Raw genomic sequence first — 17752 nt, 5'->3', positions numbered from 1 at the left:
CCGCCATTTAGGTTATTTATACAGAATATCTAAATAGATTTAACTTTTGACATCTTTTTTCCTAAATAAAAAGAACCAAACCAAAAATCTTGTGCTGTAAGCCAGCGCAATTAAAATCGCAAGAAAGTCAAAATAAAAGACCGCTTGCGGTTCATCATAATTGAAATAGGCAAAATCTACTTGTAGCAATAAATAGGGTAACAACTCTCGTTGCACAAAAACGAAAATACCATAAGCGGCAATAATCAGCCAACAAGCTGGAATAAGCCTGCGTGCAAGCCAATGTTCAAGATCTAAACGGTAGCCATTTGCGAATAAATTAGCAATAGGTTTCCAATGTAACCCCAAATGTACACCCACTAAAATTTGCAACCAATGGGTGCTGGTCATATGAATTTTTCGCATTAAATCTGTGGTAGAGTGGAATAGCATTTCCACCAATAGATGTTTAGAAAGCATAATGCCACTGATACAAGCGGTTAAAAATAACAAAAAAGTTGCAAAATTGACCGCACTTTGCAAAATGCGATAGCTGTTATAACTGCCTGAAAAGGTCTTTTTGAGCCACCATGTATTCAGTGAAAGATGTGAGATAATCAAAGCAAAAAAGACCAAGCCGAGCCATTCGTGCGTGATTTCTTCATAAAGATGATAGCCAAAAAGAGAAAGCAATATTGCCGTTAGAACCAAATCTTGAGCGAGTTGGAGGAGATATTTTTTCTTCATAAAATTGAAATTTAAATGGTAGGGACATACGCTGTGTGTCCCTACATTTTTATTTTGTATAACCATTTTCGGTTAAGAATTTAGCTAATCTTTTTTCCACTTGTTGTTCAGCCCTTACCGTTTTATGCAAATACGCCTCAAAACCGTTTTTCACGTTGGCTTGTGGTTGAAGTTGCTGAATATCTTTATCCGTTCCACCCAAACGACTGCCACCGTGACCAACCACCGGCACAATATTTTTCCCACTAAAGTCTACTTGCTCGAGCAAAGAATAAAGCGCCATTGGCATTTTGTACCACCAAATCGGATAGACCAAAAATACCGTATCTACATCGGTTATCATGCCAAGACAAGTGAAATCGAGGCATTTGTTTGGGGCAAACGTGATTTGCAAACCGCTTTGGCTTTAAAGCAGCGTTTAAAAGAACTCAAAGTAAGCTATGAACGTATTGCCGGCGATAATTGGGATGCTTTTGTAAATGCGTTTTCTGATACCGGTGACCAATGGGTGGGTAAGCAACATACTAAAGTGATTGAGGGTAATAACTGTCGGATTCGGCACAGATTAAGCAGAGCCGTCAGGCGCAGTTGCTGTTTTTCCAAATCAATGTTTTATCATGTTAAATCTTTTAATATTGGATTTTAGGCAATCAATCATCCCAAACAAATTTAACCCAGTACACTTTTCAGGACACCACCAGTAATTTTTTTGAATTGGCGGTGGCGATTTCCTTGTTTGGCTTGCATTCGGGCGCGGCGTTAGCGACTGTGGTTGGTGTATTGGTTGAAGTGCCTGTGATGCTCTCACTTGTTGCATTGTTAAACCGTTGGAATAGGCAGTGATAAGCAGTGGGATTTTCGCGATTTACAAATTTTCACGAAAATCCCTCTGTTTTTTATGGTTAGATACCACTATTCCACTTTAAACATCCCCATCATACCGAGATTTTCATGTTCCAAAATATGGCAATGGTACATTTTCAACCCAGTGTGTCCTTGCTTAAAGCGAATAATCACTTTTTCATAAGGGCGCAAATTGACTACATCTTTTAACGCCCTGCCTTCTGGCTTGAAGGTTTTGCCGTTTAATGTATGTTGAATCACTTCAAATTGAGTGCCGTGCAAATGGAACGGATGATCCATATGGCTTTCATTGAAAATTTCCCACTGTTCCACTTCATTCAATTTGGCAACAAAATCAATACGGTTCATATCAAAGGTTTGACCGTTGATTAAGAACATACCATTCATCATTGGTGGAATAGGGTTATCCGTTGGTGTTGTAGTAGCGTGATGTGTACCGTGATTCATCATTGGCATATTCGTATGGTTCATCATTTTTTCACTAAAGCGAATTTGGCGAACCTGCTTTGGCTCATCCCAGTTAGGCAAGGACCTTAAGCTTTCAGGTAACTGAACAGGTTCTGATTTCACCTGAATTGTGGCTAAAGTGAGATCTTTAGGCTGTTCTTGAACCATCATCTTACGGCGATCATAATAACCGCTTTGTAAATTGACTGTTCCTTGCGTTTCACCCACCATAATCACTTCAACGCGTTCGGCTGGTGTAAGTAGCAGTTCATCAACAGGCGAGCGAGGTTTTTCAAGTAAACCACCTTCGGTACCCACCACAATCCATTTCACCCCTGGAATGTTTAAACGAAAATAACGAGCGCTAGTGGCATTCCAAAGACGGATTCGTTCATTCGTTTTCACTTGAATCTGGGGCTGATATTGACCGTTGATTAACACAAATTCCCCCTCACGACCATTCATCCAATCTAACATCGTATTTGCTGGAATGGTGCCATCGGCATTTAAACGCAGATCGGAAATCACCCAATGTTGTTCAGGAAGGCGTGCAAGCGGATCATTTTTCGCTTTAACAACGAAAGTGCCTGCTAAGCCTTTATAGACTTGCTCGGAAACATGGTCATGTGGATGAGGGTGGTACCAATATGTCCCAGCACTGCCTTGAGGTAGCGTAAAGCGATAGACTTTTTTCCCTTGCGGTTCAACCATATCCATCGGGTTACCATCCGCTTCATTTGGTACATCTAAGCCGTGCCAATGTACTGTTGAGGGTTGTGGTAGGTGATTGATAAATTCAATTTCTACGGTGTCGCCTTCAAATACTTCAATTTGTGGCCCTGGTAGTTGTCCGTTATAAGCCCAAAATTCCGTTTCTTTATTGTCTGCGAGGCGAATTTTAATTGGCTCTGCTTTTAAAGTGGCTGTGAATAGCCCTGCTTGAGTCGATTGATTAGCAAGTTTTGGCAATATCCCATTAAGCGATAAACCTGAAGGCATTGCCTCAGTTGGCATTAGGCCAGTAGGTACTGAATGCATCATCGCCATATTGCCATGTTGTGCGTGGTTCATCATATTCGCAAGGCTATAAAGCGAGCTACTGGCTAAGCTAATTCCAATTCCATAACGTAAAAAATCTCGACGTTTCATTCTTTCCCCCCTATTGGTTATAGGATTTGAACACTTCACTTTCACCGTTTTTCTTAATTAAAACAACATCATAAGGATCTTTGCGTCCGCCGTATGCTTCACCGTCCATACCTGGTGAACCAATCGGCATGCCAGGTGCGGACAAGCCAACTGCATCGGGTTTTTCTGCGAGTAAACGTTTGATATCCTCAGCAGGTACATGTCCTTCAATCACATAGCCATCAATCACGGCTGTGTGGCAAGAAGCATGTTCATATTTAATGTTAAAGCGCTTATGAGCATCATAATTGCCTGTTTCGTTGACTTTAACCTCAAAACCGTTTTTCTGCATATAGCTGATCCATTCATTACAACAGCCACAAGTCGGGCTTTTCCACACTTCCATAGAAAGTGTTTGTGCTTGAGCAAAAGCGGTTATGCCTAAACTTAAAAGCAACAATGAGCGGGTGAATTTATGTAATTTCATAAGATGTCCTTATTTTTTATTGAGATTGAATGGACATCATTTTAAAGCTTAACCTAGGGTTAAGGTCAAGTAATCTGAAAAAATTCTATCATTTGAAAATTTTTCTCAAAATCCTACTGCTTGTAGTAGAGATATGCCAACGTACCATTACAGTGCAAAAAGGCGATTTTGTTGTATTGGGCGGAGCGACCAGCTCGGTAGGCATTGCCACCATTCAAATCGCCAAAATGCAAGGGGCAAACGTGATTGCTCTGTCTCGCACGCCAAAGGCGATGTGCTTTTACAGAAAGGGGCGGATTTTGTGATTGCCACCAAAGAAGATGACGTTACGGCTAAATTACTAGAAATTACAAACGGCAAAGGCGTGAATTTGGTGTTCGACCCTGTGGGTGGCAAAGAAGCAGCAAAAATTATCAACGCAATGACACAAGACGGCAAATACATCATCTACGGTGCATTAAGCCACGATGATATCGCCGTGCCTGTGTTCCCAATTTTAGGCAAACACTTAACCGTGCGAGAATTGTTTGAAATCACTACCGTACCAGAAAAACTCGCTCAAGCGAAAAAATTCGTGTTTGACGGCTTAGCAAGCGGTCAATTAAAACTAGAAATTGACAAAGTTTTTGCTTTTGATGAAATGGCGGAAGCTCACCGTTATATGGAAAGCAATGCACAGATTGGGAAGATTTTGGTAAAGGTTTGATTGTTTTAAGGTAAATATGCCGTCTGAAAAATAAGTTTCAGACGGCACATCGTTATTTTACCTGCCGATTAAGCCACCACACTAGCGAGAGCATCACAGGCACTTCCACCAGCACACCGACCACCGTTGCCAATGCCGCCCCCGAGTGCAAACTGAACAAAGAAATTGCCACCGCCAATTCAAAAAAATTACTCGTGCCAATCAAGCACGCAGGGGCGGAAATTTCGTGTGGTAATTTGAGCTATTTTGCCAAAACGTGAGCCAAGGCAAAAATGCCGTAAGTCTGTGCCAGCAAGGGAATGGCAATCAGCAAAATAATCAAGGGATTGGCAATAATGGTTTGGGCTTGAAAGGCAAACAGCAACACCACCGTCAAAATCAAACCCATAATGGAAAAAGGTTTCAGGCTGCCTGAAAAATATTCCGCTATTCTTTTTCTTTAATACCTTGAATAATCTGACACTTATCAACCGTTTTATTTTCACAACCCACAAATTGCATTAGAAAAGTTTTAACTTGTTGTAGTTCTGTGATTTGTTCGTCCAAATATGCCAAATGTTGCTCGGCAAGTGCATTGATTTCATTGCATTGTTTGTTAGGCGTTTGTTGTAATTGCAACAGCGTTTTGATGTTACTTAAAGAAAGACCGATATTACGGCAAGTTTTAATAAAGCGTAATTGTTCTAACTGATTTTCATCAAACACACGATAGCCGTTTTGTTGATGTGTAGGGGCGATTAAGCCTTGTTTTTCATAATAACGAATGGTTTCCAAATGTACGCCTGTTTGTTCACTGGCTTGTTTTATTTTAAAAAATTTTGACATTTTGGCTTGACCCTGTAATGACTACGGAGTTTATAGTATAGCAAATTTCATCTTAAAACAGGAGCAAAAAAAATGGCGTGCCAAAATTGTTGTGGTTCAAATCAGCCCATTCATCAATCGCCCAAGTACAAAAAAGCCTTGTGGATTGTCTTGATATTAAATTTATCAATGTTTTTTGTGGAAATTGTGATGGGGGTTAAATCAGGTTCAACTTCGCTGTTGTCGGACAGTTTGGATTTCTTGGGCGACAGTGCCAATTATTTGATAAGTTTGATTGTTTTGCCAATGGCGTTAAGTTACCGAGCCAAAGCATCTATGGTTAAGGGGCTAACGATGGGCGGTTTTGGTTTATTTATTTTAATGACAACCATTTATCGTGTGTTTTATGGGGAAATGCCCAGTTATTCTGAAATGAGCATTGTGGGATTTTTGGCGTTATTGATCAATGTGTCGGCATTGTTGATATTATTAAAATTTCGTGATGGCGACAGCAATGTCCGCAGTGTGTGGCTGTGTTCCCGAAACGATGCGATTGGTAATGTGGCGGTAATTTTAGCGGGTATGGCAGTTTATTTTTTTCAATCAAAATATCCTGATTTAATTGTGGCGTTTGTTTTGGCATTTTTGGCATTACAAGCCAGTCAAGAAATCATCAAAAGGGCTTGGGCGGAATTAAAAGTCAGTTAATTTAAAACACCGTTTTCGTTGGGTTGAAAGCGGTGTTTTTGTTTTTAAAATGGGTAAAATAAACTTTTTAAGGCTGCCTGAAAAAAACCTATCCCCCAAGCCCCTGTAAAATCGAACATTCTGGCATATCATCGCCACGACAGGCATCACGCCACGCCCCAAGAGTAGTTTTCATTTCTTCTAATTCCTTGATTTTATTTGATAAAAATTCAATGTGCGTATTTGCCAACGCTTTGACTTCACAGCTTTTGCGGTGTGGATTGTCTTGCAGTGCCAAAAGCTCGCCAATTTGGGCAAGCGAAAAGCCCACGCCCCTTGCTTTGGCGATGAATTTTAGGCGAGCGATGTCATTGGAGTTATAAATCCGATAACCTGCTTCACTGCGTGATGGGTTAATTAATAAGCCTGCTTTTTCATAATCACGGATTTGTTTGACGGAAAGTTGGGTAGATTTAGACGCTTGTCCGATGTTCATTGTTGCTCCTTATTGAGTGGTGTGTAAAAAAATGTTATCAAGTAAAAATAACCCTTGATCCTAACGCAAGGTTAGGGTTTATGATGCACACATCAAAACAAAAAAGCAATGCTTTTAATCGCTTAAAAGCACTTTGTTTTGATAATCCACTTTAACTTAACATTCGGAGAAACTGTTATGAACGCTGATTTTGTTCAAAACCGACACGCCCATTGCGGCTGCCAGTCTTGCACGGGGCAAAACTGCCGTCCGGACTGCCAATGCCAAAACGGCAAGCCCTGCATTTGTGATGACTGCACTTGCAACGGCTGTGCGTGTGAATCGTAAAACCAAATAGTGAAATGGACATTGGGCGAATCTGTCATTTGCCCAATGTTATCAATGCCCATTTTGACAAGGAGAATCCAATGACATTCATCAAAAACCGTGCCGTACATCTTGTCGCTGCCGCTGTTGTTTTGGCGACTTCAACCGCTTTTGCCGACGGCAAAAACGAAGTGCCGACGCACTCGATGGCGTGCGACAATAACTACACCCAAACCACCCACGACTGCCCAAATAACCAAAACGGGCACGCAGCGGTGAACCACGCCAATATGAACCACTCTGCTATGGCGATGGATACTCAAAATGCTCCGCCCCATACCCAAGCCTATCTTGCAATGATGAACAAGATGGGCGATGAGATGAGCAAAGCGGGCAATCTTGCCGATGCTGATACCGCTTTTGCCAAAGGTATGATTCCGCACCATATCGGAGCAGTTGAGATGGCAAAAGTACAGCTTGAATTTGGCAAAGACGAAACAATGAGAAAACTTGCCCAAGCGATTATTGATGGACAACAAAGTGAAATCGACCTGATGAACGCTTGGCTGCCGGGTAAAGACACCGCAACCCAAAACCCGCAAGCCCCGCACGCCAAGGCCTATGCCGCAGGCAAGGCGCACCACGAGGCGATGATGGCGGCAATCAATGAGCCAAACCCTGATGTTGCCTTTGCCAAAGCAATGATTCCGCATCATCAAGGGGCGGTCGAGATGGCAAAAGTGCAATTACAGTTCGGCAAAGACGAAAAAATGAAAAAGCTCGCTCAAGACATCATCAAAGCCCAAGAACCTGAAATCAAGCTGATGCAAGACTGGCTAAAACAGTAGGGGCAATAAGGCAAAAACACCGCTTTTGATAAAGCGGTGCTTTTGAGGTCGTCTGAAAACAGGTTTAAGGCTTTTTCAGACGGCATTTGGGGTTTTCAGGCAACCTTTAAAACAAGCCCCAAGGAAATGATGATGCCGACTTGTCGGACACATCGGCAAGCGATGTTCTGAACCTTCTGCTTTTTCAGACGGCATCGGTATTTGCAGGCAGCCTGAAAAAAACCGTCATTCTGACCGGCCCAATCCGTACCTGCTTTTTCGGTAAACGACCGGTGATGACCCTATGAACCCAACAGGAGAAATTGTGATGAAGCAAGAAACACACAAACCGCCCAAACACCACGAGTGCCGACACGGACACGGACAGCACCGCCCTGTGCAGACACCGTCCGATGCAGCGGCTGCTTCGGGCTACACCTGCCCGATGCATCCGGAAATCCGGCAAGACCGCCCCGGCAACTGCCCTCTTTGCGGTATGGCATTGGAGCCGCTGATGCCTGAATTGGACGACGACAATCCGGAGCTGCGTGATTTTTCCCGACGCTTTTGGTACACGCTGCCCCTGACGGCGGCAGTGCTGGTGCTGGCGATGTTCGGCGAGCGTCTGAACCTGATGGATATGGCCGCACAAAGCTGGGTAGAGCTGGTGCTGTCGCTGCCGATCGTGCTGTGGGCGGGGCTGCCGTTTTTCTCACGGGGTTGGCAGTCGCTGGCAAACCGTAGTCCCAATATGTGGACGCTGATTGCACTGGGAACGAGTGCAGCCTTCGTTTACAGCGTTGTTGCCACCGCTGCACCCGGCATCTTTCCGGCATCGTTTGTATCGATGGGGCGGGTCGGCGTGTATTTTGAGGCGGCGGCCGTCATCATCTCGCTGACCTTGCTCGGCCAGATGCTCGAACTCAAAGCCCGGTCGCAGACTTCGGCGGCAATCAAGGCCCTGCTCGGACTGGCGCCCAAAACCGCACGGCGTATCGGCCCGGGCGGTGCTGAAGAAGATGTGCCGCTCAGCCACATCCACATCGGCGACCTTCTGCGTGTGCGCCCCGGCGAAAAAGTGCCTGTCGATGGCGTGGTGGTTGAGGGCGCAAGCTCGGTAGATGAATCGATGCTGACCGGCGAGCCGCTGCCGGTGCGCAAAGCCACCGGCGACAAAGTCATCGGCGCCACGCTCAACACCGGCGGTGCGCTCGTCATCCGCTCCGAGCGCATCGGTTCGGAAACAGTGCTTTCGCAGATTGTCCAGATGGTGGCCCAGGCGCAGCGCTCCAAAGCACCGATGCAGCGTATGGCCGACGGGGTGGCAGGCTATTTCGTACTGGCGGTTGTCGCCGTCGCCGTTGCCACTTTCTTTGTCTGGGGCGTGTTCGGCCCGCAACCGTCTTGGGTGTTCGGGTTGATCAACGCCGTTGCGGTCTTGATTATCGCCTGCCCCTGTGCACTGGGACTGGCCACGCCGATGTCGGTGATGGTCGCCACAGGACGCGGGGCAGGCAGGGGCATATTGTTCCGTGATGCCGCCGCTATCGAAAACTTGCGGCGAGTAGACACTTTGGTGATTGATAAAACCGGCACACTCACCGAAGGCCGACCCGCCTTTGACCGTGCCGTTGCGGCAGCAGGCTTTTCCGCCGAAGAAGTGCTGCGTTTGGCCGCCAGCTTGGATCAGGGCAGCGAACACCCGCTGGCCGACGCCATTGTGCAGGCCGCACGGGCACAACAGCTGAAGCTGAGCAAACCCGAACAGTTTGATTCAGGCAGCGGCATCGGCGTGAGCGGCGTGGTTGAAGGGCGTGCGCTGGCACTGGGCAACACGGCGTTTATGCAGCAGAACGGGCTTAGCGTCGAACCACTGATCGAGCAGGCCGAATCCCTGCGCAGTGAAGGTGCCAGCGTGATATATCTGGCTGCGGACGGACATCTTGCGGGACTGCTTGCCGTCTCCGATCCTGTAAAAGACAGCACCCCCGAAGCATTGGCCTCGCTCAAAGCAGCCGGCCTGCGCATCATTATGGCAACCGGCGACGGATTGACCACGGCAAACGCCGTGGGCGCAAAACTGGGCATCGACGAAGTGCACGGCGAAGTCAAGCCCGCCGACAAACTGGCACTGATCGAGCGGCTTCAGAACGAAGGGCGGGTGGTCGCAATGGCAGGCGACGGCATCAACGATGCCCCCGCACTGGCCAAAGCCGATGTCGGCATCGCAATGGGTACCGGCACCGATGTGGCAATGAGCAGTGCGCAAATCACGCTGGTCAAAGGCGATTTGCGGGGTATTGCCACCGCACGCAAATTGTCTGAGGCCACCGTGCGCAATATGAAGGAAAACCTGTTATTTGCCTTCTTATACAACGGCCTGGGGGTTCCCGTTGCCGCCGGCGTGCTGTACCCCTTTACCGGCTGGCTGCTCTCGCCGATGATTGCCGCACTGGCGATGAGCCTAAGCTCGGCATCCGTGGTCGGCAACGCACTGCGGCTGCGCAAAAGCAAGTTGTAGACCACAGCCCCGCAGGCTTCTTCCAATGACAAAACGACCTCAAAAACACCGCTTTTGATAAAGCGGTGTTTTTTATGCCGTCTGAAAAGGTCTTTAATACTTTTTCAGACGGCATTGTGTTTTTCAAACAGTTTCGCAGTGTGCGTCATTGCACCAACCCAATATTTCATCAGGAAAATGGTGCAACAAGTTGCACCCTACATCTTTGATGCTTTTTTAAGACGGCATTGTTTTATTCAAACAGTTTTTGACAACCAAACCAGTCTGAAAAACAACCGCACTTTTTTAAGACGGCATTTTTTCAGACGGACTAAAACGCCCAATCTTTCCATTTTTAAAAACCAACTTCCCATTTTTCGCCATTCTTATTGTTATTTTAAAACGCTAAAATACGCCCATTTTTAATATAGGTCAAAACAATGAGCAAACAAATCCAATTTACAAAAACAGGTTCGCCTGATGTCCTGCAAATCGTTGATGTACAAATCCCCGCCCCAAAATCGGGCGAAGTGCAAATCCAAATGCACGCTTTGGGACTAAACCGTGCCGAGATGATGTATCGGGAAGGGGCGTATGTGATTGACTCTGTGTTCCCTGCGACTTTGGGTTATGCAGGGGCAGGTGTGGTCGTGGCGGTGGGCGATGACGCTGGCGAATTTCAAATCGGCGACAAAGTGAGCGTCTGATCTGCACCCCAAAAGTTGGACTAAAAACCAACTGATTAAGGTGCAGATTTTTTATGACGAAATACAACCAATCTTTCAAACAAGAAGTGATCGCATTTTTTCTCCAAAACGGGAAAAATTGCTCACTCACTCGCCAGCAATTTCAGCTTAAAGCCTCCACGCTACGCCGTTGGATTTCGCAATATAACTATAATGGAATCAATAGTTTAGCCGTACTGGGTAAGAAGCAAAAATATTCCCCAGAATTTAAATTAACCGTCATACAAGCGGTCAAAAAGGGGCAATTTTCTGCAGAAAGTGCTTGTCTGCATTTTGGTATTGCTAATTCAGGGGGGATTAGCCAGTGGTTGCAAGCCTTTGAAAAACAAGGTATAAACGGCTTATTTCCAAAGCCGAAAGGACGACCAGCAATGAAACCGAAATACCCGAAAATGCCTCCCCCACCCAAAACCGAAGAAGAACGCTTGCGTTATCGGATTTTGGAATACGTTCATAGCTTACTTTGAGTGCTTTTAAACGCTACTTTAAAGCCAAAGCGGTTTGCAAATCACGTTTGCCCCAAACAAATGCCACGATTTCACTTGTCTTGGCATGATAAGCGTAAATCAGCCAGATTTTGTTTTTCTTATTTCCAACAAATGTATGGAACTCATCAACTTGTAAAGTGTCGTAATGCTTTTGTTTGGGTGTGATTTGATGATGGCTGCGTTTTAAGGCAGCCTAGACTTTGTCACGACGGCTATAAGCCGTTATGGAACAAATAGCGCGGATACCGTTTCCGATGATATGCAAATGGCACTAATGGCGACCCCACAATATTTAGAAAAAAATGGTACGCCTCAAACAATTAGCGATTTAGTCAAACATAAATGTTTATGTGTACGTATGCCGACTTCTGAGGGCATTTTTGTTTGGGAATTTCGTTCCCCTGAAACAAAAGAGGTGATTAAATTTACCCCTTCGGGAAGATTGGTGGTTAATAATAATTTTCTGGCGAAAAAAGCGTGCCTTTCCCATTTAGGTTTAGCATTAATGCCTAAAGATCGAATGGCAAAAGAGCTAGAACGTGGGGAAGTAGTAGAGGTTTTAGATGACTACGCAATGAGTTATGAAGGCTATCATCTTTACTACCCAAACCGCCGCCAGAATTCGCCGTTGTTTAAGGCGTTGGTGGAGGTACTGAAAGGCTAGAAGTGCGGTCATTTTAGAACGTATCTTTATTGAGATAAATTAGGTTTAGTTTTGTGAAAGCAGGACAGCTATTGGGAATTTCTTCCTCATCCTTAAGCCATAGCATGAAAAATTTAGAGACACGGCTAAACCTACTACTATTCAACCGTACAACACGCAATGTATCGCTAACCAAAGCGGGACAACAGCTTTTTGAACAGCTTTTGCCGCTTTATCAAGCCATAAACCAAGAAGTCGATGCATTAAATGATTTTTTGAATACGCCATCGGGATTGATTCGCATCAACGCCCCGGCGATGGCAGCGGAAGCCGTGTTGTATCCAAAATTAAAGCCGATTTTGAACCAATACCCGAAAACCCGCTTGGAAATCGTGGTGGACGATCGTTGGCAGATATTGTGAAAGAAGGGGTTGATATGGGCGTGCACCTAGGCAACGACGTGGCGTAGTTCAGTACAATAGTGTTTGACGCGCCATTAAACTGCTGTATCTCTCCGGCCAGAAGAAGTAGATGTTGACGAAAATTGTTTTCTACTCTACCCATCAAGAAGTTTAATAGGTGTGAAGAGATTGTCTGAAAATTGATTTTCAGACAATCTTTTGTAGAGACTACTATTATAGTAAAAATCATCCTATAAATTACCTACGTTGACGGTTAACAGCAATAAGAGGCTTATTTAAAGTAATTTGGGTCATACCATGCATATATGCATTATATTGCCATACAATAAATTGCTGTTTATATCGCTCATTAATTTCTTCCAAACGTTGTACTTGAGCTTTTAAATTCTTAACTTGCTTTTGCAGATAATCCACAGTTACATTTGGTATAGGATTAGCTTTTGCTCTTTCTTTTATTTTTTGTTTTCGTCTAGTAAAGGCTGTTTGAATATCTGAATAATTTGCAAGAGACTGTCTCTCAATACTTTTAACATTCAGTAGTTCTGCCACTTTATGACAGAGTAAATCCCATGTTAATTTACCCTCCCAAGTATTAATCAACATGATTATATCTTCTAAATTTTCTTCTGTAATAAGAATTTTAGGCATACTATAACTCCATTAGTCTATATAAATCATCGTCTAACTTAGCTGTTTCTTTCTTCTGTATATCTAGATCCATTCCTCTTTCCAACAAAGCTAATTTAATAGGGGAAGGATCATACTCATCAGGCATCCTTAATAAGGAACCATTTGGGATGCTCTCATTTTCTAAGAATTTAATTTTAGTTTTTATGTGAGTTAGTCTCCATCCTAAATTACTTATCCAGCGATCTGCACCAAAAACACCTATTTTATGGTGTTCTTTAGCTTTATTAAATTGTTCGGTTATCTGGGCTTCACGCACCTTTAAGATTTCTAAGGAGTGCTCTAAACCTTTAATACAAACAAGCTCTTTACATGTTTCGCAATCTCCATGACGAGAACATGGAGACATTGCATAATCATGTTCACAGATCCCTATTTCTGTTACCGTTGCGATTCCAATTCTATCTTTCCCTAAGTCTTCATAGGTAATAGGAAGATTCAAATGAATTTTATCTAAGATAGAAATATCTTCGGGAATGAGTAAATTCCTAACTGATTCACTTTTTTCTTCTTCTGTTCTGTGATCATAAGCCTTGTTATCTGCAACTCTTGCTCGTCCTGCCCAATTAGCTAAAGTTAACTCATCCATTCCTCCTCGTTCAGCTTTTGTACTTAACCAATGTCTTGCATTGTGTGATGGTAATCTTATGAATTCTCCTTTGGATGTGCCTATACAATGTTTTTCCCATAATGATGTTTTAGGACGAGTTTCAGAATAGCAAAACCTATCATTAATTTGATTCACCGTTGGTAACACAAAAGAAAAACTTTTAGGGGAAAAGTCATCATGAAATTCATTTTCTCTAAATAATAATAAAGCTTCAGAAACCTTAACATTTTTATGTTTATCAACATAAGGCCAATTATGAAATTTTGATGTATATTTTTTATTTAAAAAATTGTTTTGATGTTATTAGATCTATATTAGGTATAGCTTTATCAATTTTAATATATAAATTTGGTTACTAATATGGTTACCATAATTCAATGTGCTTCAGCAATATGATCAAAAAATGATCTCTTTTCAATGTTCAGCTCAATCGCTGTAAAATTATACTAAAATTCACAAGAAAGTTAAATTTCAAGTTATTTTACGATAATTTTGGTGTAGGCTTGTAGTGCAATATTGGTCTTGTTCAGTTTACATCAGTTGTTGATGTATTCCTGTTTCAGTCAATATTGCGTATTGTTCATTAACAATATAATGTCATCAAATAATGTTTGGTATTCAATTATCATTATTTCATTTATTAATTTCTAATCATTAATATCTGATATGGGATAATAATTTGTTACTCATACATCATTACAATCATATTCAGCATTATTATCTGATATGGAATGACATTATGTTACTAAAATAAGGAGTAAAATGTACAATAGAAAAAATTACACGTTAGATGACTTTAACCGCAGTTTATCGCAACAGATAAAATAGACAGATTGCTTTGGTGATGGGGTTTGGTTAAATCAAAAAGAAGTCGCATTAACACATAAGTATATTCAATTTAACGATTTGTTTATTAAATTTATGGTGTTTGATGTAGACCGTGAAAATTCAGCAATGGATTGGGAATTAGTGGGTTTACCGAGTCCGAACATTGTGGTGCAAAATAAATTAAATGGCCGTTGTCATTACATTTATGCACTTGAATCACCAATTTGTAATACGAGCAATGGACGCATAAAACCAAAAGTTTACTTTGAAAAAATACGGCAAGCATACGTTGAAAAATTAGGCTAGGATAAACACTATGTGAATGTGTTTACGAAGAACCCTAATTGCGATTTTTGGCGGACATTTGTGTTTAATGTGCCTGCATACAGTTTAGACTATTTAGCTGATTTTGTTGATTTGTCGAATAAACCTGTGTTTTATCAACATATTGATGAAGTTGCTGAAGGTCGAAATTGTGATTTGTTTAATCAAATTAAACGCATTGGTTATCGTGAAGTATTACAATTTAAAAAAGCAAACAAAAATTTATCGCAGTTTAATGAATATTTGTTGTCGTTATTAGAACAACTTAATCAACATCAGCAGCCACCATTAGCCTATCGTGAATTAAAAGGTATCGCAAAAAGTGCGGCTCGTTGGATTTGGGAACGATTTAGTGAAGCACAGTTTCGTGAAATTCAATCAAATCGTTCGAAAAAACGTTGGAAAATACAACAACAAAATAAAGCATTATTCATTGCACAATTTAATCATAATCAACTGAGTGTGTCGCCTAAACAGCTTGCAGAACAATTTAATGTTAGCGTTAGCACAATACATCGTTGGTTAAAAGAAGTAAGGGTTATTAAGTCAAAAAATCAGTCGCAATCAATGTACGAACGCATTTTAGTGTTGAAAAATCAAGGGCTAAAATGGCAAGACATTGCACAACAATTATCTGTTTCAGTCGGTTGTGCAAAAATGTGTTTTAAACGCAATCACCAAATATCATAAAACAAAAGCCGCCAAAGTAATTTTGGCGGCTTTTTTTATAATTGGCAACTGTTAATGTAGTCTAAGACCTAAGATTCGGGAATGCGAACTTGTCGTCCGAGTTTAATTGCGGTGAGTTTTTTCGCTTCGATTAAACGTAAAATCGTTGAACGGCTGAGTCGTAAACGATTTTGTAGGTCTTGAATTGTCAAATAGTAGCCGACATTGTCTTGAATAAGCATAATAATCTCCTTTTTTCATTAGTATTTGTCAGGAGGTTAGCATAAAAATTTTTCAAGATAACTTTTTATTGACAATTTTTTTAATTTTTCGAGCAAGTAGATATTTTGCTTGAGGGGTACGTTGAAACAAGCGCAACAGGAAAATAAGGTCTTCGGGTTCAAGTTTGTTCAGCAAACATTCAAGTAAGACATCAGTATCTACATCATAGTGCGGTGGAAATTTACGCAGTTTTGTTATCATTTTTTATTCTCGTGTACACAAAATAATATGTAGTTATTTATTCTGCACGAGAATGATCCTAAATGAAGCACAGAGACACAATTTGAGTGAAAATTAATTATCCGATTTAGTAGATGAAAAAATCACCAGAACATTATTCTGGTGATTTTTTAGCAATTACGATAAGTAATTGGATTTTGTGGTGCTTTATAATCTTCATTGGAGGAATAGGTTAATTTATCAACCAGTTCTTGGTAGATCGGTGAATCTTTAGGTAAAATTTTTCCTTCAAATCCCCATCGTCCTTGCCGTTCAATAGGTGCTTCAACCCAATGAGAAATTTCATAGACAGCCAATGTCCAACCTCGATAAACAGCAACGGCATATTTCACTTTTTCGCGGCGTTGGCTCATTTTCCAATAACCACGAGTTCGATTATAAATTTCTTGTTCAATATCAGCTTGTTTAATTTCACCTGATTTAAGTTTACGTTTTAAATCATTATAATTTCTATTAATTGTGATTAAAACAATAGGCAAATCCGTTTTTAATTCTTGTGGATCATAAAGATTTTTCAATTCAGATAATGACATCAAGCCTTTTTCAGATGAATGCGTTCCACCTTGAATATTTGTTAATGGTTGCTGATTAGGTTTGACTAATGATAATAAATCAATCGCTAAAGCCTCGTATTCTAATGCTTGGCTCTCGGTTTGGATATTATGACGAAGAATGTAATATAAAGGTTCAAGTCCTATTTGATAAATGTCTTTAATTAATTCAATTTTTTCACTTTCTTTCGCTTTTCCTGTCAAAACTCCTTTCGCGTGTTGAAATACGCGGTTTCCTTTGCCTTTTCCAACATAAAAAATATTTTGGTCACGAGGATCAACTAAACAGTAAATGTAATAATTGATTTTTTCTGTGATTGAGATTGAAAACATATTAATTAACCAATTACAATTCTTGCTCTCGAACTAAAGTGAATTTATGGTTGCATTTACTACAACAGTAGTAATAACGTTTTTTTACCATTGTTGTTTGCATATATCGCTCACGAATTTTTCCCGATGCCATTTTTTCACGGACTTTTGTTTTTCCTATCCAGCGATCTATTTCTTTTGTGCTCTCTAATTCAACATCTCCAGAATCACAATTAGGGCATTGAATTAAAGAAGTATTACTTGTAAAAAGTAAAAAAATTAAAATAGCTAAGGCTACGAAAAATACGGTTGTACCTTTTCCTTGAAAAAAATTGCCACCGCCCTGAAAAAATTCAGCCAAATATATTAAAACTATCAAAAATGATATTGTTCCAGCGATACACCTAATCAATTTCCAAAGAATACGCAATGTCAGATCCTCATTTCAACTAATTTGGAGTAGATTGTAGTCAGAAAAATTTTGAGTTCCACCAACAATTAATGTATAGTAAACACACAAGTTGTTGTAAACACTAACGAATTTGTAGGTATGAAATGAACGTAAACGAGAAAATTCGCAAGATCAGAGAAGCAAAAGAGTGGTCGCAAGAGCAAATGGCAGAAAAAATGAGTATGTCATTGAATGGTTATGCCAAGATTGAGCGAGGCGAAACAAAGTTGTATTTGGATAAGCTAGAACAGATCGCACAAATTTTGGATATTGATATTGTTAGTTTAATTTCACCTGATGACAAAAATGTTTGTGTTCAAATTAGTGAGCATATACATTTAAGTCCTGTATATCAAGGAAATAACGATCAATCATTAATTATTGAGATTGAGAAATTAAAACTTGAAGTTAAACATAAAGATGAATTACTTGAACAAAAGCAATTAGAAATTAATAGATTAGATCGTATTATACAATTATTAGAACAAAAATAAGTGAAAGCTGTTGTTGAGAGACAACAG

The 17752-nt window shown here is 41.3% G+C and carries 22 protein-coding genes and 4 pseudogenes; 13 read left to right on the top strand and 13 right to left on the bottom strand.

Features of this window, described 5'->3' with window-relative positions; translation table 11 throughout:
- Window positions 1-39: 39 nt before the first annotated feature.
- Together ACUXZ4_RS02625 and ACUXZ4_RS02620 are read right to left on the bottom strand one after the other, a co-directional pair.
- Complete coding sequence (locus tag ACUXZ4_RS02625; RefSeq protein WP_058652120.1) at window positions 40-726, bottom strand: DUF4405 domain-containing protein; 687 nt, start codon at window positions 724-726, stop codon at window positions 40-42.
- Between the two features lie 49 nt (window positions 727-775).
- The gene (locus tag ACUXZ4_RS02620) at window positions 776-1069 is read right to left on the bottom strand and encodes a flavodoxin (protein WP_005612106.1); all 294 of its coding nucleotides are present in this window, start codon (window positions 1067-1069) and stop codon (window positions 776-778) included.
- Here ACUXZ4_RS02620 and ACUXZ4_RS02615 point away from each other — a divergent pair.
- On the top strand, window positions 983-1372 hold the full coding sequence (locus ACUXZ4_RS02615; RefSeq protein WP_464973497.1) for an IS1 family transposase: 390 nt from the start codon (window positions 983-985) through the stop codon (window positions 1370-1372). The genes ACUXZ4_RS02620 and ACUXZ4_RS02615 overlap by 87 nt on opposite strands.
- Before the next feature lie 53 nt (window positions 1373-1425).
- A pseudogene (locus ACUXZ4_RS02610) lies at window positions 1426-1569 on the top strand (arsenical-resistance protein); the annotation flags it as partial.
- 69 nt (window positions 1570-1638) lie between these two features.
- Here ACUXZ4_RS02610 and ACUXZ4_RS02605 read toward each other — a convergent pair.
- Together ACUXZ4_RS02605 and ACUXZ4_RS02600 are read right to left on the bottom strand one after the other, a co-directional pair.
- A complete protein-coding gene (locus tag ACUXZ4_RS02605; RefSeq protein WP_464973496.1) occupies window positions 1639-3186 on the bottom strand; it encodes a multicopper oxidase family protein in 1548 nt (515 codons plus the stop codon).
- Between the two features lie 10 nt (window positions 3187-3196).
- Window positions 3197-3652: a DUF411 domain-containing protein gene (locus ACUXZ4_RS02600; RefSeq protein ID WP_279438880.1), complete on the bottom strand. Its 456-nt coding sequence runs from the start codon at window positions 3650-3652 to the stop codon at window positions 3197-3199.
- Window positions 3653-3804: 152 nt separating this feature from the next.
- Between ACUXZ4_RS02600 and ACUXZ4_RS02595 the strand changes: the two are divergent.
- Window positions 3805-4358 (top strand): annotated as a pseudogene (locus ACUXZ4_RS02595) (zinc-binding dehydrogenase); the annotation flags it as partial.
- Window positions 4359-4410: 52 nt separating this feature from the next.
- Here ACUXZ4_RS02595 and ACUXZ4_RS02590 read toward each other — a convergent pair.
- A pseudogene (locus ACUXZ4_RS02590) lies at window positions 4411-4770 on the bottom strand (arsenical-resistance protein); the annotation flags it as partial.
- 14 nt (window positions 4771-4784) lie between these two features.
- Window positions 4785-5183 carry a Cd(II)/Pb(II)-responsive transcriptional regulator gene (locus ACUXZ4_RS02585; protein ID WP_010907411.1) on the bottom strand — a complete coding sequence of 133 codons (399 nt, stop codon included), beginning with the start codon at window positions 5181-5183 and terminating at the stop codon, window positions 4785-4787.
- Window positions 5184-5255: 72 nt separating this feature from the next.
- Here ACUXZ4_RS02585 and ACUXZ4_RS02580 point away from each other — a divergent pair, with 72 nt between their 5' ends.
- Window positions 5256-5870 carry a cation diffusion facilitator family transporter gene (locus ACUXZ4_RS02580; protein ID WP_078277646.1) on the top strand — a complete coding sequence of 205 codons (615 nt, stop codon included), beginning with the start codon at window positions 5256-5258 and terminating at the stop codon, window positions 5868-5870.
- Between the two features lie 88 nt (window positions 5871-5958).
- Here the strand turns inward: ACUXZ4_RS02580 and ACUXZ4_RS02575 are convergent, their stop codons facing one another.
- The gene (locus ACUXZ4_RS02575; protein ID WP_464973495.1) at window positions 5959-6345 is read right to left on the bottom strand and encodes a Cu(I)-responsive transcriptional regulator; all 387 of its coding nucleotides are present in this window, start codon (window positions 6343-6345) and stop codon (window positions 5959-5961) included.
- Window positions 6346-6752: 407 nt separating this feature from the next.
- Between ACUXZ4_RS02575 and copM the strand changes: the two genes are divergently transcribed.
- The 4 genes and pseudogenes from copM to ACUXZ4_RS02555 form a co-directional block, all read left to right on the top strand.
- On the top strand, window positions 6753-7499 hold the full coding sequence (gene copM, locus ACUXZ4_RS02570; protein WP_464973494.1) for a CopM family metallochaperone: 747 nt from the start codon (window positions 6753-6755) through the stop codon (window positions 7497-7499).
- A 283-nt stretch (window positions 7500-7782) separates the two neighbouring features.
- A complete protein-coding gene (locus ACUXZ4_RS02565; protein WP_464973493.1) occupies window positions 7783-9999 on the top strand; it encodes a copper-transporting P-type ATPase in 2217 nt (738 codons plus the stop codon).
- A 419-nt stretch (window positions 10000-10418) separates the two neighbouring features.
- Window positions 10419-10685, top strand: a complete 267-nt coding sequence (locus tag ACUXZ4_RS02560) for an alcohol dehydrogenase catalytic domain-containing protein (protein WP_238327096.1) — start codon at window positions 10419-10421, stop codon at window positions 10683-10685.
- A 53-nt stretch (window positions 10686-10738) separates the two neighbouring features.
- Window positions 10739-11170 (top strand): annotated as a pseudogene (locus ACUXZ4_RS02555) (helix-turn-helix domain-containing protein); the annotation flags it as partial.
- 34 nt (window positions 11171-11204) lie between these two features.
- Here ACUXZ4_RS02555 and ACUXZ4_RS02550 read toward each other — a convergent pair.
- Complete coding sequence (locus ACUXZ4_RS02550) at window positions 11205-11291, bottom strand: hypothetical protein (RefSeq protein WP_464973980.1); 87 nt, start codon at window positions 11289-11291, stop codon at window positions 11205-11207.
- Window positions 11292-11477: 186 nt separating this feature from the next.
- Between ACUXZ4_RS02550 and ACUXZ4_RS02545 the strand changes: the two genes are divergently transcribed.
- Together ACUXZ4_RS02545 and ACUXZ4_RS02540 are read left to right on the top strand one after the other, a co-directional pair.
- On the top strand, window positions 11478-11876 hold the full coding sequence (locus ACUXZ4_RS02545) for a LysR substrate-binding domain-containing protein (protein ID WP_464973492.1): 399 nt from the start codon (window positions 11478-11480) through the stop codon (window positions 11874-11876).
- Between the two features lie 53 nt (window positions 11877-11929).
- A complete protein-coding gene (locus ACUXZ4_RS02540; protein WP_464973491.1) occupies window positions 11930-12277 on the top strand; it encodes a LysR family transcriptional regulator in 348 nt (115 codons plus the stop codon).
- Window positions 12278-12514: 237 nt separating this feature from the next.
- Here ACUXZ4_RS02540 and ACUXZ4_RS02535 read toward each other — a convergent pair whose 3' ends face one another.
- Window positions 12515-12925, bottom strand: coding sequence for a hypothetical protein (locus tag ACUXZ4_RS02535; RefSeq protein ID WP_464973490.1), 411 nt, complete (start codon window positions 12923-12925; stop codon window positions 12515-12517).
- 1 nt (window position 12926) lies between these two features.
- On the bottom strand, window positions 12927-13721 hold the full coding sequence (locus ACUXZ4_RS02530) for a hypothetical protein (protein ID WP_464973489.1): 795 nt from the start codon (window positions 13719-13721) through the stop codon (window positions 12927-12929).
- 759 nt (window positions 13722-14480) lie between these two features.
- On the opposite strand from ACUXZ4_RS02530, the gene ACUXZ4_RS02525 reads away from it, so the two are divergent.
- Window positions 14481-14708, top strand: coding sequence for a replication initiation protein (locus tag ACUXZ4_RS02525; RefSeq protein WP_464973488.1), 228 nt, complete (start codon window positions 14481-14483; stop codon window positions 14706-14708).
- A 60-nt stretch (window positions 14709-14768) separates the two neighbouring features.
- Window positions 14769-15416 carry a primase alpha helix C-terminal domain-containing protein gene (locus ACUXZ4_RS02520; protein WP_464973487.1) on the top strand — a complete coding sequence of 216 codons (648 nt, stop codon included), beginning with the start codon at window positions 14769-14771 and terminating at the stop codon, window positions 15414-15416.
- Between the two features lie 68 nt (window positions 15417-15484).
- Here the strand turns inward: ACUXZ4_RS02520 and ACUXZ4_RS02515 are convergent, their stop codons facing one another.
- The 3 genes from ACUXZ4_RS02515 to ACUXZ4_RS02505 form a co-directional block, all read right to left on the bottom strand.
- On the bottom strand, window positions 15485-15637 hold the full coding sequence (locus tag ACUXZ4_RS02515; protein ID WP_464973486.1) for an excisionase family DNA-binding protein: 153 nt from the start codon (window positions 15635-15637) through the stop codon (window positions 15485-15487).
- Between the two features lie 390 nt (window positions 15638-16027).
- Window positions 16028-16801: an LEM-3-like GIY-YIG domain-containing protein gene (locus ACUXZ4_RS02510; RefSeq protein ID WP_464973485.1), complete on the bottom strand. Its 774-nt coding sequence runs from the start codon at window positions 16799-16801 to the stop codon at window positions 16028-16030.
- 13 nt (window positions 16802-16814) lie between these two features.
- A complete protein-coding gene (locus tag ACUXZ4_RS02505; protein ID WP_464973484.1) occupies window positions 16815-17210 on the bottom strand; it encodes a hypothetical protein in 396 nt (131 codons plus the stop codon).
- Between the two features lie 125 nt (window positions 17211-17335).
- Here ACUXZ4_RS02505 and ACUXZ4_RS02500 point away from each other — a divergent pair, with 125 nt between their 5' ends.
- Window positions 17336-17725, top strand: a complete 390-nt coding sequence (locus tag ACUXZ4_RS02500; RefSeq protein ID WP_464973483.1) for a helix-turn-helix domain-containing protein — start codon at window positions 17336-17338, stop codon at window positions 17723-17725.
- Window positions 17726-17752: the final 27 nt, after the last annotated feature.

The sequence above is a fragment of the Reella acinonychis genome, from assembly GCF_052828705.1.
The sequence above is the reverse complement of the archived record's forward strand: the minus strand, read 5'-3'. Positions and strand labels throughout refer to the sequence as shown.